We start from the raw sequence: 15,509 nt of genomic DNA on the forward strand, positions 1-15,509 counted from the left end.
GAATGTACGAATAAAGCCGCTTGGGTGCGATCACCAACAGTATGCCAAAATTTCAGTCTTGATTAAAAATTTTATGTTCAAATCGACCTTTGCCAGTTGTTTTTACAACAAACATTAACTCATCGGCTGTACGAATTATCTCGTCAATTGAATCAGGAAGACTATTAAAAGTGGCAATGCCAATGCTAAATGTTACATCCCAATTAAATTTTTGCATTTCAGTTAATAGCATATTTTGCAATCGAGAAACAGTTTGAAATGCTATATCCTCTGGTGTATCTGGCAGTAAAACAACAAATTCATCGCCTCCTAATCTAGCTGTTAAATCTGTAGCCCGTATATTGCTTTTAAGAGTACGGGCAACTACAGATAATAGAGCATCTCCAGCTTGATGTCCTAATCGGTCATTTACTGCTTTAAAATTATCGCAATCGAGATAGGCGATCGTTAAAGGTTGATGATTTCTGCGACTTCGATAAATTTCTATTTCTAAAGACTCAAACAAAGCCTTGCGATTAGGAATCCCTGTTAAAAAATCTATTCTAGATATTAGTTTTTCGCGTTTAATTGATTCCGATAACTCTGATGAAATTAGCGCAATTATAATAACAGTTAAAAGATAGATAAAACTATTCCAATAAACGAATAGATTATTTTGATTTGGTGAAATACTCAGTAAACTAATAAACAATTTAACTAAGCTACTAATTACTGCGATAAATAGTCCTGAATACTTATTAATCGCTACAGAAACGAAGAATATAGGAATCAAATAGAGTATATCGACACTTATTGCGAAGCCAGTTAAATAGTCAATACCTCCTGACAAAGCAATCAGTAATAAACAAACTCCAATAACGATATTTTTTGGCTGGCACGAAAGATATTCGATCATTTTTAATAACATTTGATTTGTCAATCAGAGTCTAAATTGTGGTCGTGAAAGAGCGAATGGGCAAATAAAGCAGCTTGGGTGCGATCGCGTAAATTTAAACGACTTAAAATATTGGTGACATAATTTTTAACGGTATTTTCTGATAGAAATAGTACTTCGGCAATTTCACGATTATTAGAACCAGCAGCAATTAATTTCAGTACTTCCAATTCTCTGGGAGTAAGCTGTGCTAATTCTGATGGAGGTGAAATCGTAGGACTACTCGTATTGGCGATTGCCTTTTCAAACAAGCCAGGTCCTAACTGCGTATGTCCCTTAATGACTGCCCGAATTGCCATAGCTAGTTCATCAGGTTCTGTGTCCTTGAGTAAATAACCTTTTGCGCCTAATCGCATTGCTTTAGAGACATAATCATCATCGTCAAAGGTAGTCAAAATCAGGATTTTGAGATCGGGATATAACTGGGCGATCGCACCTGTTGCCGCCACGCCATCCATAATTGGCATTCGGATATCCATCAGCACAATATCGGGTTGTAATAGGGGAATCTGTTCGATCGCTCTTTGTCCATTTTCAGCTTCGCCAATCACCTGCATATCAGGGTTAGACTCAAGCATAGTCTTCAGTCCTTGTCGAATAATATACTGATCATCTACTAATAGAATCTGAATCATAAGAAGACTGTGTACCTAAGTTAACGAGTGGAAAAGAAACAAAAATGCGACAACCTTTTCCGATTTGACTATCGAGCATAAACTGCCCGTAAAGCGAAGCAATTCTTTCTTTCATTCCTTGCAAACCGAACCCAGTTGTATTTTGAGTTGGCTCAAAGCCTTCACCATCATCTTCAATGATAAGCCTTACATATCCTTCTTCCTGTAACAAATCTATATTTACGGTTGTAGCTTGAGCGTGTTTATGAATATTCGTCAAAGATTCTTGAATAATTCGATAGAGATTAGTATTAATTTCTGAAGATAAGGATTGTGGTAAATAGATGTTAGGCGATATTTCAATTCCTGTACTATTTTTGAAATCTTGAAATAACTTGTCGAGAGCTGATTTAAGCGATCGCCCATCTAAGGAAGTTGAGCGCAACATCGAAACTGATTTCCGTACTTCTAGCAAGGCTTCTGCTCCCAATTGCTTAGCTTGTTTGATCGCAATTAATGCTTGATCACTTTTAGTCTGCCAAAAAATTAGAGCGTTATTAATTTGAATTGTTTGAGCCGTTAAAGTATGACCTAGTCCATCATGAATTTCACGGGCAATCCGATTACGTTCTTGAAGAGTAGCTTGATCTTCAATGCGAACAGCATATTGACGTAACTGATGATGAGTGATTTCTAATTCTTGATATACTTTCTCTAACTTTTCGCGGCTTTGTCGTTCAGCAAGTAAGGCATTAATTAGAAGTAATGCGAAGATTAGCGTTAAACCAAATAAGAGAATATTACTGATTCGTGAATCCCAAACAATTTCCGCTAATTGAGGCTTGGCTAGCTCAATCGGTTTAGTTAAAAGTATGGCGCTATAGGATAGAAGTGACAAAACCAGAACTACAATTTGTCCAGATCGTTTAAAGATTAAACAACTTCGCATTAAGAGAACAAGACACAGCAAGAAAACTGGACGTGTGGCCAAAATCCCCTGTGTAGCAGGCAGCATGATCAATGCAAATTCTAGAAATGTATAAAACACCTTTTTCTTGAGACTGGTGATCGGCAGCCATAAGCCCATCATCCCTAATACCAGAATCGTCATTACTTGTATGATTAGCAACCAAGACCAATGGAACGGTAATAGTGTTTCCATTATTATTGCTGTGGCAATTAGTAGCCACTCCATTTGTAGTAAAAAATGAAATGAGCGATAGGGTGAGGGATTCATAAGGGGCTTACCCAGTAATTAATGAGACTTAAACTTTATAGCTGCGATCACTTAGTCAATGATCCAAAATCCATGATTTCGCCAGTACTGTTCGTTCAGAGCTTCTTTGAGATGAGTATCGGAAATCTGTCCATTGTCAAGCAACAATTCACCAAGCTTCTTATTAGTAGATGCTGTAAGAGCCAAAGTTTGCTCTAAACGAGTTTGAGATATTAGTTTTTTACGAACTAAGATTGCACCAAGCTTCATAATATTTTCTCTCTTCATTGTGTATCTACAAAAGTTGCCCTCAAGAGTTATGAGGCAACTTTTCTCTAAGTACTATCTATATAACAATCCTTTTGTTGATCGCGCTAGAGAAATTACGACTAATTTTTCAAAAAACAATAGGAAAAAAGTCACTAGTACTTAATTGCTTTTTATTACTTTTCGACTATCCAAGTCGTTACTTCATGGTCATGTGTAAATTCTTTGCACCCAATAAGATGATTGTAGTCGTTATGACTCCTCACACCTACGGCTTAGGAATATTTAAACAGTCCTGAGCTTTTTTATTTCAACTTTAGATTACTTCAAAGATTCCCCATGGAAATCGATAAGCACAAAATGAAGCTAACTGCGATCGCCCCTTTAATCATATATGCTCTCCTCCTTGGAGGTATGATCACCGCTTGCAATCAAGCTAATCCAGACACGCCGACTAGCCCTGCGCCAGTGGCTTCTACCCCTTCTCAGGCAAATTCTTCTCCTGCAAGTACTCCTTCTGATACACCGCAAGCAAATAGTTCTACAAAAACAGAAGGCGATCCAGAACGTAAGCAAAGGCGTGAAGCAAGGCGTAAACAGATTGAAGCAGTCCTAACTCCTGACCAAGTACAACAGCTACAGGCAAAGCTGAAACAGGGAGATAAGCTTCGTAGTGCCATTTCTAGTCTCAATCTGACGACGGAACAGAAAGCCAAGATTCAGATCATTATGGAAAAGTCCTACGAGCAGACACCAGATGCTTCAGCTAACACATCACCACAATAGTTCTTATTATTCCCAGTAATTATCATGAATGAGAAGCAATTAGAGATTCCCTTGAATTATGAGGAAGGGCTTAATCATTCTTCCCAAGGATTTCCTGACGATATTGATAGCGATCGCAAGTCTTCAAAAAATCGACCTAGAAGTTTGAGCAAAAAAAAGATTGGTTTGGCAATCGTGGGCTTGCTATTGCTGGGAGCTGTAGGTTTCTTTAGCTTTCGGGCGCTGACATCTCCAAAAACAGACGATGCTGCTACTGGCAAAAAAGGTGATAAACGCGAGCAAGTTACTCCCGTGGCAGTGGCTAAGGTTATCCAAAAGACTGTGCCAATCCAATTACAGGCGATCGGGAATGTTCAGGCTAGCTCAACGGTTTCAGTGACACCGCAGACGGGCGGAAAGATTACAGGTGTCCATTTTAAGAAGGGACAGGAGGTACATAAGGGCGATTTGCTGTTTACGATTGATAACCGATCGCAAATTGCTTCAATTCAACAGGCGCAAGGGGTAGTTGCAAGTTCTCTCGCCCAAGTGCAACAGGCAAGGGCTAACTTAGCTAGAGATATTGGCTTAGTGCGATCGGCAGAAGCAAACTTAGCAAAGGATGAAGCACAGGCACAATTTGCGAAATCCCAAAGCGATCGCTATAACAATCTCTATAAAGAAGGGGCAATCAGCCAAGATCAAGCACAGCAATATAGCACTGCTAATCGGGTTTCGGATGCAACTTTACAAAGCGATCGCGAAGCGATTCAGAATGCGCTTGCTGTAGTTGAGGGTGATAAAGCGGCGATCGCTAATGCGGAAGCGGCAGTTGCTACCGATGATGGCGCATATCAAAATGTACAGGTTCAGGCTTCCTATACGGAAATTTATGCACCGATTGATGGACGCGCTGGGAATATTCTGGTTACGGAAGGCAATGTCGTACAGGCGAATAGTACCAGTCCGCTAGTCACAATTACGCAAGTTAATCCGATTCAAGTTGCCTTCGCGATTCCTGAAGTAAATCTGCCCGAAATTCAAAAACGGATGAAGAATGGCAAGCTCAATGTGAGTGTGACCTTTGCGGGTAACAATACGCCAATTTCAGGAGTTTTAACCTTCATTAACAATACGGTTGATAATACGACAGGCACAATTCAACTGATTGGCGATTTTAATAATGCAGGCGGACAGTTATTTCCTGGGCAATTTGTAAATACGACGCTGACGCTCAATGAAGAACCGAATGCGATCGTCGTTCCTGCTCAAGCAGTGCAGAATGGAGCCAACGGACAGTTCGTATTTGTGGTGAATGATGAAGATCAAGATAATCCGACTGTTACCAATGTCCCTGTAGTTGCGAGTAGCAGCATTGACGGGCTAGATGTAATTCAGAAAGGACTCAAATCAGGAGATCGCGTCGTTATCGATGGTCAAGCGAACTTGGTCAATGGTAGCAAGATCAGGGTTAAAGCGGCTGATAGTAGTACTGGTTCTAGCGGTGCTAAAGCTAGTGATGATCCGAATAAGCCTGCCAGCGATCGCAAGAAATCAGGAAAAGGTCGCCGCTCTGGTGCTACCGAGGGAGCTAATTAATGAATCTGTCAGAAATTTTCATTCGTCGCCCGATCATGACGACCTTAGTGATGGCGGGAATCCTCATTTTTGGATGGATGAGCTATCAGTCTTTACCGATCAGCTATTTACCTAGCGTGGACTATCCCACGATTCAGGTAACGGCGGCAAGACCAGGAGCTAGTCCCGAAACAATGGCAGCTTCGGTAACACGTCCCTTAGAAGCGCAGTTTTCTAGTATTGCGGGATTGGATTCGCTCAACTCCACGACGACATTAGGGAAAACACAAATCGCGCTGCAATTTAACCTCAGCCGAGGTATTGACGATGCTGCTCAAGATGTACAGGCTGCGATCGCGGCGGCTTCTGGACAAGTTGCTAACGATCTGCCAAATCCTCCCACCTTTAGCAAGGTCAACCCAGCCGATCAACCGATTCTCTATCTATACCTCTACTCTCCGACTCTGCCGCTCTCTCAAGTCGATAATTACGCCGAAACTTACCTAGCCCAAAAGCTCTCGACAATTTCGGGGGTAGCGCAAGTGAGCGTCTACGGTTCGCAAAAGTATGCGGCAAGAATTCAACTTGATCCGCAAAAGCTTGCCAGTCAAGAGATTGGCATCGATCAAGTGCAAACGGCTATCCAGCAAGGCAATGTCAACTTACCGACAGGAAGTCTTTCGGGCGATCATAAAAACTTTACAGTACAGACTAACGGGCAGCTTCAAGATGCCGCCGCCTATCGCAAATTGATTGTTGCTTATAAAAATGGCGCACCAATTTATCTAGAACAACTGGGACGAGTAATTGATAGCGTTGAGAATGATAAAGTTGCAAGCTGGTATAACAATACTCGCGCTATTATTCTCACAATTCAACGCCAACCTGGGACAAACACGGTAGAAGTTGTCGATACGATCCAGAAATTACTACCCAAACTGCGCGAACAGGTTCCTAACTCTGTGCAAATTGGCGTGCTGTACGATGCTTCACAATCAATTCGTGATTCCGTTGATGATGTTAGGTTCACGCTAGTTTTAACGATCGCCTTAGTCGTTTTAGTTATCTTCCTATTTCTGCGAAACCTTTCAGCAACGGTAATTCCCAGTTTGGCTCTGCCCGTATCGCTGATCGGTACATTTGCGGTAATGCACCAGCTAAATTTTTCCCTTGATAATCTGTCGCTGATGGCGTTGACCTTATCTGTGGGTTTTGTGGTGGATGATGCGATCGTCATGTTGGAAAACATCGTGCGACATATGGAAATGGGCGAACGCCCTATGCAAGCAGCGCTTAACGGGTCTAGGGAAATTGGTTTCACGATCCTGTCAATGACGCTCTCATTAGTCGCTGTATTCATTCCCATGTTGTTTATGAGCGAACTATTGGGGCGCTTATTCCATGAATTTGCGATGACGATCGCTGTTTCTATTCTGGTTTCGGGTTTTGTTTCGCTGAGCCTAACGCCGATGTTATGCAGTCGCTTTCTACGTCCTGTTCATCACTCAACACAAAGTCGCTTTTATCGGGCAACAGAGGCAATATTCGATCGCTTTCTCGGTCTATACGATCGCAGTCTAAAAACAGTAATGAAGTACCATCGCACCACGATGATTTTATCCTTTGTACTGCTATTTGCCACCATTGGACTATTTGTAGCTGTGCCGAAGGGATTCATCCCCAGTGAAGATACTGGACAAATTATCGGCACGACTCAAGCCGCGCAAGATACTTCCTTTGATGCTCTGGTGATTCATCAACAAGCGGTCGCTGAACTGATCAGCAAAGATCCCAATGTGGATGCTGTCAACTCGAATATTGGCGCAAATTCTGGTGGTGCTTCGAGTGCTAGTAATTCAGGAAGTCTATTTATTCGCTTGAAACCGCGATCGCAACGAGAGGCAAGCGCCGATGAAGTTATTCAAGAATTAAGAACAAAACTTGCTGATATCACAGGTATTCAAGTATTTTTGCAAAATCCACCTGCGATTCCCATCGGAACTCAGCAAACTACGGGGCTATATCAACTGGAACTTCAAAATACCGATGTGCAGCCTTTACAAGAATATGTGCCGAAACTAGTAGAAAAACTGAAAGCATTGCCTCTATTGCAAGATGTGAATAGCGATTTGCAGATGACTTCTCAAGTCAAAATTGACATCGATCGCAATAAAGCCTCTACACATGGGATCACCGCCCAACAAATTGAGAATTCTCTCAGAAGTGCCTATGGAGCCTACCAAGTATCAACGATTTATGCTTCTACTAATGAGTATCAGGTAATTCTTGAATTGGAACCAGAATATCAGCAAGATATCAAAGCTTTGCTATCTCTCTATATCACTTCCACTTCTGGTCAAGTCGTACCACTCAAGACCTTCGCAACAGTTTCCCAAGCGGTTGCACCGTTAATGGTCAATCATGCTGGGCGAATGAATTCGGCAACAATTTCCTATAACCTAGCGCCCAATGTGGCTTTGGGAAATGCCAACCAGCAAATCGAACAATTAATTCATGAGACGATCCCCGAAAATATTGCCACGAGCTTTACGGGAGCCAGTCAAGTGTTCCAAAGCTCCTTGCCTAGTTTAATATTTTTATTAGCGATCGCGATTCTGGTGATTTATCTAATTTTGGGGATTCTCTATGAAGATTTCATTCACCCCATCACAATTCTTTCTGGCTTGCCATCCGCAGGTTTTGGCGCTTTGCTAACCCTGATGATATTTCATGTAGAACTCAACGTTTATTCTTTCATTGGGATTATTCTATTAGTAGGCATCGTCAAGAAAAATGGAATTATGATGGTGGACTTTGCGATTGAAGCTCAGCGCACTGAAGCATTAAAACCTGCTACAGCCATCTATCAAGCTTGTTTAGTACGGTTCCGTCCGATCATGATGACCACGATGGCAGCCCTGATGGGAACGATCCCGATCGCGATCGGCTTTGGCGCAGGTTCAGAGTCACGCCGTCCCTTGGGTATTGCTGTGGTGGGTGGATTGATTTTTTCTCAAATCCTAACTCTGTACTTAACTCCTGTCTTCTATGTTTACATGGAATCATGGCGTAAGAAACTGAAAGGATTTAGTTTGCGGCAAATTTTCTCATTGTCTGCAAGTCGATAACCCAATCTAGGTAGGAAGTCAATTATTTGTAGGATGCGTTAGTGCAATGTAACGCATCAATTAGCTCAAAATGATGGGTTACGCTATCGCTAACCCATCCTACACTCAACCCAAAAACCTCGTAGGATTCTCTCCATGATTAGATTAAAGAACATGAGCAATATTCCTTATCACTCAACAAAACACCATCGACAAGGTAATCCTTCAAGGCAGATTTACTTGCATATTTCTAAAATATCTGCGGTGATGGTGGGGATTTGTCAGGCTGGAGTCGAACTCATCCATATTGCGAGTGTTGCTGAACAAATGGATACATCTATTGATGATTTTCTTGCATTAGATTCACTGGTATTCCTATTCTCCTGTGTTACGGCTTTTTATGCCTTGCGATCGCCTAATCTCCATAGAGCTTTACGAGTTGGAAGGATTGCCGAGTTTTCCTTTGCGATCGGTTTATCGATCATGGTAGTTATCTCTCTGTTCACAGCTTTTTCTAAGATTAATAGGGGGAGCTAATGAAAATTACCCTCCCCGCCCTGCGTTCTAGAAACTACCGACTATTCTTTGCTGGACATGGTATCTCACTGATTGGTACTTGGATGACCAAACTTTCTACAGGTTGGATCGTGTATCAATTAACAAATTCTGCTTTGATGCTGGGTTTAGTTGGATTTGCTTGTCAAATTCCTAGCTTTGTACTCGCTCCTATTGGTGGATTGATCGCCGATCGCTACAATCGGCATCGTCTGCTAGTAATTACACAAGTATTGGCAATGATTCAATCTTTAGCTCTGGCAATATTAACTTTAACTGGAACTATTAATATCTCGCTTTTATTGGGATTAGGTTTTTTCCAAGGACTAATCAATGTTGTGGATTATCCCGTAAGAAAAGCCTTTGTCTACGATATGATTGAACGCCCTGAAGATCGGATGAACGCGATCGCCTTGAATTCTTCTATATCAACAGGAGCGCAGTTAATTGGACCTGCGATCGCAGGAATAATCATTACCAGAATTGGTGCTGGCTATTGTTTTCTTCTTGACGGATTCAGTTATATTGCCGTGATTGTCGGGCTATTGCTCATGCATCTCAAGCCTCAACCCCTTGTTCTGAACTCAATGAGACCGATTCAACGCATTCAAGAGGGATTTAACTACGCTTTTCATTCGCTACCAATAAGGTCAATATTAATGATGATTAGCTTATTCAGCCTAATGGTGGTTGCAAGTTCGACCCTAATGCCAATATTTGCAACGCAAATTTTACATGGTGATGCTCATACTTTGGGATTGTTACTTACTGCATCAGGCATAGGTGCACTCATCGGTGGACTTTACATGAATACGCGATCGACAGTATTGGGCTTAGGAAAAGTGTTTGCCTATGCTCCAATTCTATGCGGTGTGGGATTAATTATATTTGCTTTGTCCCCAACTATTTGGCTATCGATTCCAGCGATCATGTTGGTAGGATTAGGATCGATTTTACATCTTTCGGGTGGCAATACCATTTTGCAAACTATTGTTGAAGATGATAAGCGTGGAAGGATAATGAGTTTATTTACAATGTCCTTCTTAGGTGTCTACCCCTTTGGTAGCTTGCTAGCGGGAAGTTTAGCGAATGCGATCGGCGCTCCAGTCACACTTATTATTAGTGGTCTTGTTTGCGTTATTAGTGGATTTCTATTTGTGAAGCAGTTACCAAAGTTGAGACTAATAGTGCGTCCTATTTATCTCGCAAAGAAAATTCTACCCGCCGTTCCTTTATAAGTCCCATCTACACTCATTCAGATAGAGTTTTCTAAATAATTAGCAGGTAATATCATGAATCTTTCTAAACTATTTATTACCCGCCCTGTCATGACTACTTTAGTCATGGTTGGTATTCTCATCTTTGGGATTCTTAGCTATACCTTATTACCGATTAGCGCTCTTCCAAATGTGGAATATCCCTTTATCAGCGTCTCAGCAAGCCTGCCTGGGGGAACGCCTGAAACGATGGCATCGGCGGTGGCTGCACCCCTTGAACGACAATTTACGGAAATCGCGGGACTGAACTCTTTTAACTCCACTAGTTCTACAGGTAGCACGAGTATTTCTCTACAGTTTGACTTTAGCCGCAACGTCGCTGATGCGGCTAAAGACGTGCAAGCGGCAATCTCGGCGGCAGCAGGACAACTTCCTGCAAATATGCCCAAACCACCAACTTATCGTAAGGTCAATCCATCGGTTTCTCCAGTTCTTTATCTTTATCTCTATTCAGAAACCTTACCAATTTCAGAAGTAGATGAAAATGCCGAAATCACGATCGCGCAACCCATCTCCGCCATCAATGGTGTGGCGCAAGTAGGAGTCTACGGTCAAAAGCAATATGCAGTCCGAGTCCAACTCGATCCACAAGCAGTGGCGGCTAAAGGAATTGGACTCGATCAAATTAAGACGGCAATTCAGCAAGGTAATGTCACCCTACCCACAGGCAGTTTGTCTGGCAAAGATAAAAGTTATCTGATTGAAGCAAATGGACAGCTAAATGATGCTGCAGCCTATGGTGAATTAATTGTCAGCTATCAAAATGGCGCACCTGTTAGGCTCAAGGACTTAGGTAATGTGATCGATAGTATCCAAAACAATAAAGTTTCCAATTTGTTTAGCGATCGCAAAGTTTCCAATCAGCCTTCGATCGTTCTAGCCGTGCAGCCTCAGCCAGGAGCTAACACTGTAAAAATTGTCGATGCAGTTAAAGCGATGTTGCCGACATTACAAGCGCAAATTCCTAAATCAATTGTAATGGGGATTCTCTACGATCGCTCTCTTTCAATCCGTGCTTCGATCCAAGATGTGCAGTTTACCTTAATTCTCTCTATTGCCCTTGTGATCATGGTGATCTTCCTATTTTTGCGAGATCTCCCTGCCACGATGATTCCCAGTATGGCTTTACCGATCGCCATCATCGGCACATTTGCCGCCATGTACGTATTAGGATTTTCCCTTGATAACCTGTCGCTGATGGCGTTAACTCTTTCTGTTGGTTTTGTGGTTGATGATGCGATCGTCGTGCTGGAAAATATTGTCCGCCATCGCGAGATGGGAGAGTCACCAATGACGGCTGCGCTAAAGGGCTCTCAAGAAGTCAGCTTCACAATTTTATCGATGACTCTCTCCTTAGTCGCAGTCTTCATTCCCATTATCTTTATGAGTGGGTTGATTGGGAAGCTGTTCCATGAATTTGCGATTACGATTAGCATTGCCATTTTGGTGTCAGGTTTTGTTTCTCTTAGTCTTACACCAATGCTTTGTAGCCGCTTCTTAAAATCTAGTGAGCGATCTCCCGATCATCGCCCCAGCCGTTTTGCAAATTTTCTAGAGAGTGCTTTCGATAATTTGCTCAAATGCTATGAATGGACATTGAAGCCAGTCTTAAAACATCGCCGCATCACGATGATTAGTTCTTTCATTTTGCTATTCCTCACCTTTTATATGTTTACCCTCGTTCCTAAAGGCTTTATTCCCACAGAGGATACAGGGCAACTATCCGCCAATACCAAAGCCGCCCAAGATATCTCCTTTGACAATATGTTAAAGCATCAGCAAGAGGTAGTAGATATTATTCGTCAAGACCCTAATATTGCGGCTCTCAACTCAACGGTTGGCGCATCGGGTCCTAATGCTTCCGTAAATAATGGACGGATTACGATTCGGCTAAAACCCCGTGATCAGAGACAACTCAGCGCCGACGAAATCATACAGGAACTTACACCCAAACTACGTCGTGTTATTGGTATTCAAACATTTTTACGCTCTCCTGCGGCGATTCCCATTGGTGGACAGCAAACCAATTCCACCTATCAATTTACCCTTCAGAGCCTAAATTTACAGGATCTCCGAGATTCTGTGCCAAAGCTCTTGGAAAAAGTCAAAACTTTGCCTGGACTGCGTGGCGTTGATAGCGATCTCCAACTCAGAACTCCACAGGTAGAAATACAAATCAACCATGATAAAGCTGCTCTTTTAGGAATTACTGCTTCACAAATAGAAAGGACTCTAGGCAACGCCTATGGTTCCAGCCAAGTTTCGACAATTTATACGCCAGATAATCAGTTTTACGTTATTTTAGAACTGAAACCAGAATTCCAACGAGATCCGACCGCATTATCAATGATTTATGTCAAATCTAATAGTGGGAAATCAATTCCCTTAAGTGCGATCGCAACAATTGTGCAAAATGTTGGGCCCCTCACCGTCAATCACCTTGCCCAACTTCCTTCCGCAACAATTTCCTTTGACACGCAGTTAGGAACATCACTCAGTGATGCCACCGAAGCAATTAAAAAAGTTGCTAAGGAAGTTTTACCAGATACTATAACCACTAGTTTTCAAGGATCGGCGCAGGTTTTTAGCCAATCTTTTAATGATTTGGGCTGGTTGTTATTAGTCTCAATTGTGGTGATTTATTTGATACTAGGAATTCTCTATGAAGATTTTATTCATCCGATTACAATTCTGTCTGGACTACCTTCCGCAGGTTTTGGTGCATTGCTAACTCTATGGGTGTTTCAAGTGGAGCTAAATCTCTATTCCTTTATTGGGATTATTCTTTTAGTAGGAATTGTGAAAAAGAATGGAATTATGCTCGTTGATTTTGCGATCGAAGCCCAGCGTCGAGAAAATAAGAGACCTCTAGATGCAATTTACGCAGCCTGTATAGTTCGTTTTCGTCCGATTATGATGACAACCATGGCAGCACTGATCGGTACATTGCCGATCGCTCTTGGCAGTGGGGTAGGCTCAGAGGCGCGTCGTCCCCTTGGCATTGCGATCGTTGGTGGCTTGGTGTTTTCACAAATTTTGACTCTTTATCTAACGCCTGTTTTTTATACCTATATGGAAGCATGGAGAAAAATGCTCGGTCATCCCAACCTCAAACATACCAATACTTTTAAGATCTTAGCAAAACTCTTACAACGGTTATTTATCAAACGCGCTACAAAAAATACCGTAGAGTGAATCCCCATGATGCGCGATCGCCCATCAAAAGTACTCGAAGTAATTGGTCTATTGAAACTGCGTAAATTTTTGCGGCAATTTATGCCATTTATTCCTTACTGGCGCAAAGCGCTGCCTCTCCTCTTAGACGGGAACTTTTTATGATTTGGCTTTGTCTTTCTGCAATGTGTCATTCATAAATAAATCAAGAAGTTAAACCATGAAAATTCAAGCTACTGTAATTGGGGTGATTTCCGCGATCGCATCATTAGCAGTTATATCACCAGTTCAAGCTAGTATTCAAACTCGCGAAGCGTTTTGTATGTACTTTGTAAATGGCTCTGTTACGCCTCAAGCGGCGATGCCCTGCAAGGTTGCTTCTAAGCTTGAAGTTTTCGATGCTGAGATCGTATGGCAAGATGGAGTGCGTCAATCCTTCAGAAATTATGATGGAGTAGCCTTTACTTATAGAGACGATCGAGGTGGCAAAGTTTATAAAAAGCTTGGACTTTACGATCCGAGTGAAAGATTTGAGACAGTAAGCGATCGGGCTTATCAAATGGAAAATGGTATGATTTACATTTGGTGGAGAAGGTAAATTCTAACAATGGCAATAATTATCGCGGGTGAGCGGAGTGGCGTAGGCAAGACCACAGTGACTTTGGCACTATTAGCTGCAATGAAAGCGCGATCGCCATCTGTTAAATCTCCAGTGCAATCTTTTAAAGTGGGACCTGACTACATCGATCCGATGTTCCATTCCTACATCACGGGGCTACCTTGTCGAAATCTCGATCCTGTCTTAACTTCCGAATCCTATATAAAGTCATGCTTTGCAAAACATAGTCAGAATGCTGAATATGCACTGATTGAGGGGGTAATGGGGCTATTCGATGGAGCTACAGGCAAAGACGACACTGCTAGCACAGCTCACATTGCAAGATTGTTAAACATTCCCGTAATCTTGATTCTCAATTGTGCTAGTACTTCCAGATCTATTGCCGCGATCGCACATGGATATCGTACTTTTGATCCACGTATTCACATTGCAGGAGTTGTGCTCAATCGCGTTGGTAGCAATCGCCATTTAGAATTATTAACCCAAGCTTTAGAGCCATTAAATTTACCAATTGTAGGGGTTCTTCGCCGCCAAGATAATATCTCCATTCCCGATCGCCATTTAGGACTAGTCCCCACTGCGGAAATGTCCGATCTTGATGGAATTATTGAGCGCTTGGCTCATTTAGGTGAAACTTGTTTTGATTGGGAGAAGTTATTGCCATTAATGGAAAGCCCTCACCCACCAACCCCCTCTCCCATGGGGAGAGGGGGAGAAGAAATATTACTCCCCTCTCCCCATGGGAGAGGGGCTGGGGGTGAGGGGCTCCGCATTGCGATCGCTCAAGATAAAGCCTTCAGTTTTTACTATGCCGACAATCTGGATCTATTTCGAGAAATGGGTGCAGAATTAATTCCTTGGAGTCCAATTAGCGATCGCACTTTACCTGAAAATATTCAAGGCTTATATTTCGGTGGTGGCTTTCCTGAAGTATTCGCCAATGAATTAGCCGAGAATAAAACTGCTAGAGAATCAGTTCACAATGTGATTAAATCAGGAATTCCTACCTATGCTGAATGTGGAGGCTTGATGTATCTATGCGATCGCATTGTTGATTTTCAGGAGCAATCTTTCCCAATGGTGAATATTTTCCCGACGGCAGCAAAAATGGGAAAGCGCCTAACTCTCGGATATCGACAGGCGATCGCTTTGCAAGATAGTCCTCTCATGAAAAAAGGCGATCGGATTTGGGGACATGAATTTCATCGCTCATCTTTAACCGAAATCTGCGATCAGCCCTTGTATTCTCTACAAGGTTACGATTCGCACTTACAGTATCCATCCGAAGGCTGGCAAAAATATCAAGTTCACGCTGCTTATACCCATCTGCACTTTGGTTCACAAACTCATTTGCTAGATAGTTTTTTGTCCAGATGCAGTCATTCTTACTAGGCTCAAAAGAT

Annotated in this window: 12 protein-coding genes; 8 read left to right on the forward strand and 4 right to left on the reverse strand. The window is 42.2% G+C overall.

Features of this window, described 5'->3' with window-relative positions; all coding sequences use genetic code 11:
- Positions 1–52: 52 nt before the first annotated feature.
- The 4 genes from PseudUWO311_RS11190 to PseudUWO311_RS11205 all read right to left on the reverse strand — a co-directional run bounded on the left by PseudUWO311_RS11190 (position 53) and on the right by PseudUWO311_RS11205 (position 3,052).
- Positions 53–907 (reverse strand): GGDEF domain-containing protein, encoded by an 855-nt coding sequence (locus PseudUWO311_RS11190; protein WP_190303465.1) that lies wholly within the window; start codon positions 905–907, stop codon positions 53–55.
- Positions 908–915: 8 nt separating this feature from the next.
- Positions 916–1,569, reverse strand: a complete 654-nt coding sequence (locus PseudUWO311_RS11195; RefSeq protein ID WP_142655322.1) for a response regulator transcription factor — start codon at positions 1,567–1,569, stop codon at positions 916–918.
- Positions 1,544–2,710: a sensor histidine kinase gene (locus tag PseudUWO311_RS11200; protein WP_223807538.1), complete on the reverse strand. Its 1,167-nt coding sequence runs from the start codon at positions 2,708–2,710 to the stop codon at positions 1,544–1,546. The genes PseudUWO311_RS11195 and PseudUWO311_RS11200 overlap by 26 nt, the downstream gene beginning before the upstream one ends.
- Before the next feature lie 126 nt (positions 2,711–2,836).
- Positions 2,837–3,052 carry a hypothetical protein gene (locus PseudUWO311_RS11205; RefSeq protein ID WP_223807539.1) on the reverse strand — a complete coding sequence of 72 codons (216 nt, stop codon included), beginning with the start codon at positions 3,050–3,052 and terminating at the stop codon, positions 2,837–2,839.
- Positions 3,053–3,370: 318 nt separating this feature from the next.
- Here PseudUWO311_RS11205 and PseudUWO311_RS11210 point away from each other — a divergent pair, with 318 nt between their 5' ends.
- From PseudUWO311_RS11210 to PseudUWO311_RS11245, 8 genes are all read left to right on the forward strand, one after another.
- Positions 3,371–3,817: a hypothetical protein gene (locus PseudUWO311_RS11210; protein ID WP_142655325.1), complete on the forward strand. Its 447-nt coding sequence runs from the start codon at positions 3,371–3,373 to the stop codon at positions 3,815–3,817.
- Positions 3,818–3,841: 24 nt separating this feature from the next.
- Positions 3,842–5,395 carry an efflux RND transporter periplasmic adaptor subunit gene (locus PseudUWO311_RS11215; protein ID WP_142655326.1) on the forward strand — a complete coding sequence of 518 codons (1,554 nt, stop codon included), beginning with the start codon at positions 3,842–3,844 and terminating at the stop codon, positions 5,393–5,395.
- A complete protein-coding gene (locus PseudUWO311_RS11220) occupies positions 5,395–8,502 on the forward strand; it encodes an efflux RND transporter permease subunit (RefSeq protein WP_142655327.1) in 3,108 nt (1,035 codons plus the stop codon). The genes PseudUWO311_RS11215 and PseudUWO311_RS11220 overlap by 1 nt, the downstream gene beginning before the upstream one ends.
- Positions 8,503–8,637: 135 nt before the next feature.
- Positions 8,638–9,018 carry a hypothetical protein gene (locus PseudUWO311_RS11225; protein ID WP_142655328.1) on the forward strand — a complete coding sequence of 127 codons (381 nt, stop codon included), beginning with the start codon at positions 8,638–8,640 and terminating at the stop codon, positions 9,016–9,018.
- Positions 9,018–10,274 carry an MFS transporter gene (locus PseudUWO311_RS11230; RefSeq protein ID WP_142655329.1) on the forward strand — a complete coding sequence of 419 codons (1,257 nt, stop codon included), beginning with the start codon at positions 9,018–9,020 and terminating at the stop codon, positions 10,272–10,274. The genes PseudUWO311_RS11225 and PseudUWO311_RS11230 overlap by 1 nt, the downstream gene beginning before the upstream one ends.
- 54 nt (positions 10,275–10,328) lie before the next feature.
- Positions 10,329–13,508 carry an efflux RND transporter permease subunit gene (locus tag PseudUWO311_RS11235; protein WP_142655330.1) on the forward strand — a complete coding sequence of 1,060 codons (3,180 nt, stop codon included), beginning with the start codon at positions 10,329–10,331 and terminating at the stop codon, positions 13,506–13,508.
- A gap of 199 nt (positions 13,509–13,707) precedes the next feature.
- Positions 13,708–14,085, forward strand: coding sequence for a hypothetical protein (locus PseudUWO311_RS11240; protein ID WP_142655331.1), 378 nt, complete (start codon positions 13,708–13,710; stop codon positions 14,083–14,085).
- A 9-nt stretch (positions 14,086–14,094) separates the two neighbouring features.
- A complete protein-coding gene (locus tag PseudUWO311_RS11245; protein WP_142655332.1) occupies positions 14,095–15,498 on the forward strand; it encodes a cobyrinate a,c-diamide synthase in 1,404 nt (467 codons plus the stop codon).
- The last annotated feature ends 11 nt before the right edge of the window (positions 15,499–15,509 follow it).

The sequence above is a fragment of the Pseudanabaena sp. UWO311 genome, from assembly GCF_006937785.1.
Classification (GTDB): Bacteria; Cyanobacteriota; Cyanobacteriia; order Pseudanabaenales; family Pseudanabaenaceae; genus Pseudanabaena.

Excerpts from the sequence above, each read along its gene's own strand:
- PseudUWO311_RS11245 (WP_142655332.1), top strand. The coding sequence starts at position 14,095 with ATGGCAATAATTATCGCGGGTGAGCGGAGTGGCGTAGGCAAGACCACA.
- PseudUWO311_RS11200 (WP_223807538.1), bottom strand. The coding sequence starts at position 2,710 with ATGGAAACACTATTACCGTTCCATTGGTCTTGGTTGCTAATCATACAA.
- PseudUWO311_RS11215 (WP_142655326.1), top strand. The coding sequence starts at position 3,842 with ATGAATGAGAAGCAATTAGAGATTCCCTTGAATTATGAGGAAGGGCTT.
- PseudUWO311_RS11190 (WP_190303465.1), bottom strand. The coding sequence starts at position 907 with ATGTTATTAAAAATGATCGAATATCTTTCGTGCCAGCCAAAAAATATC.
- PseudUWO311_RS11220 (WP_142655327.1), top strand. The coding sequence starts at position 5,395 with ATGAATCTGTCAGAAATTTTCATTCGTCGCCCGATCATGACGACCTTA.
- PseudUWO311_RS11210 (WP_142655325.1), top strand. The coding sequence starts at position 3,371 with ATGGAAATCGATAAGCACAAAATGAAGCTAACTGCGATCGCCCCTTTA.
- PseudUWO311_RS11230 (WP_142655329.1), top strand. The coding sequence starts at position 9,018 with ATGAAAATTACCCTCCCCGCCCTGCGTTCTAGAAACTACCGACTATTC.
- PseudUWO311_RS11195 (WP_142655322.1), bottom strand. The coding sequence starts at position 1,569 with ATGATTCAGATTCTATTAGTAGATGATCAGTATATTATTCGACAAGGA.
- PseudUWO311_RS11235 (WP_142655330.1), top strand. The coding sequence starts at position 10,329 with ATGAATCTTTCTAAACTATTTATTACCCGCCCTGTCATGACTACTTTA.
- PseudUWO311_RS11240 (WP_142655331.1), top strand. The coding sequence starts at position 13,708 with ATGAAAATTCAAGCTACTGTAATTGGGGTGATTTCCGCGATCGCATCA.
- PseudUWO311_RS11205 (WP_223807539.1), bottom strand. The coding sequence starts at position 3,052 with ATGAAGAGAGAAAATATTATGAAGCTTGGTGCAATCTTAGTTCGTAAA.
- PseudUWO311_RS11225 (WP_142655328.1), top strand. The coding sequence starts at position 8,638 with ATGATTAGATTAAAGAACATGAGCAATATTCCTTATCACTCAACAAAA.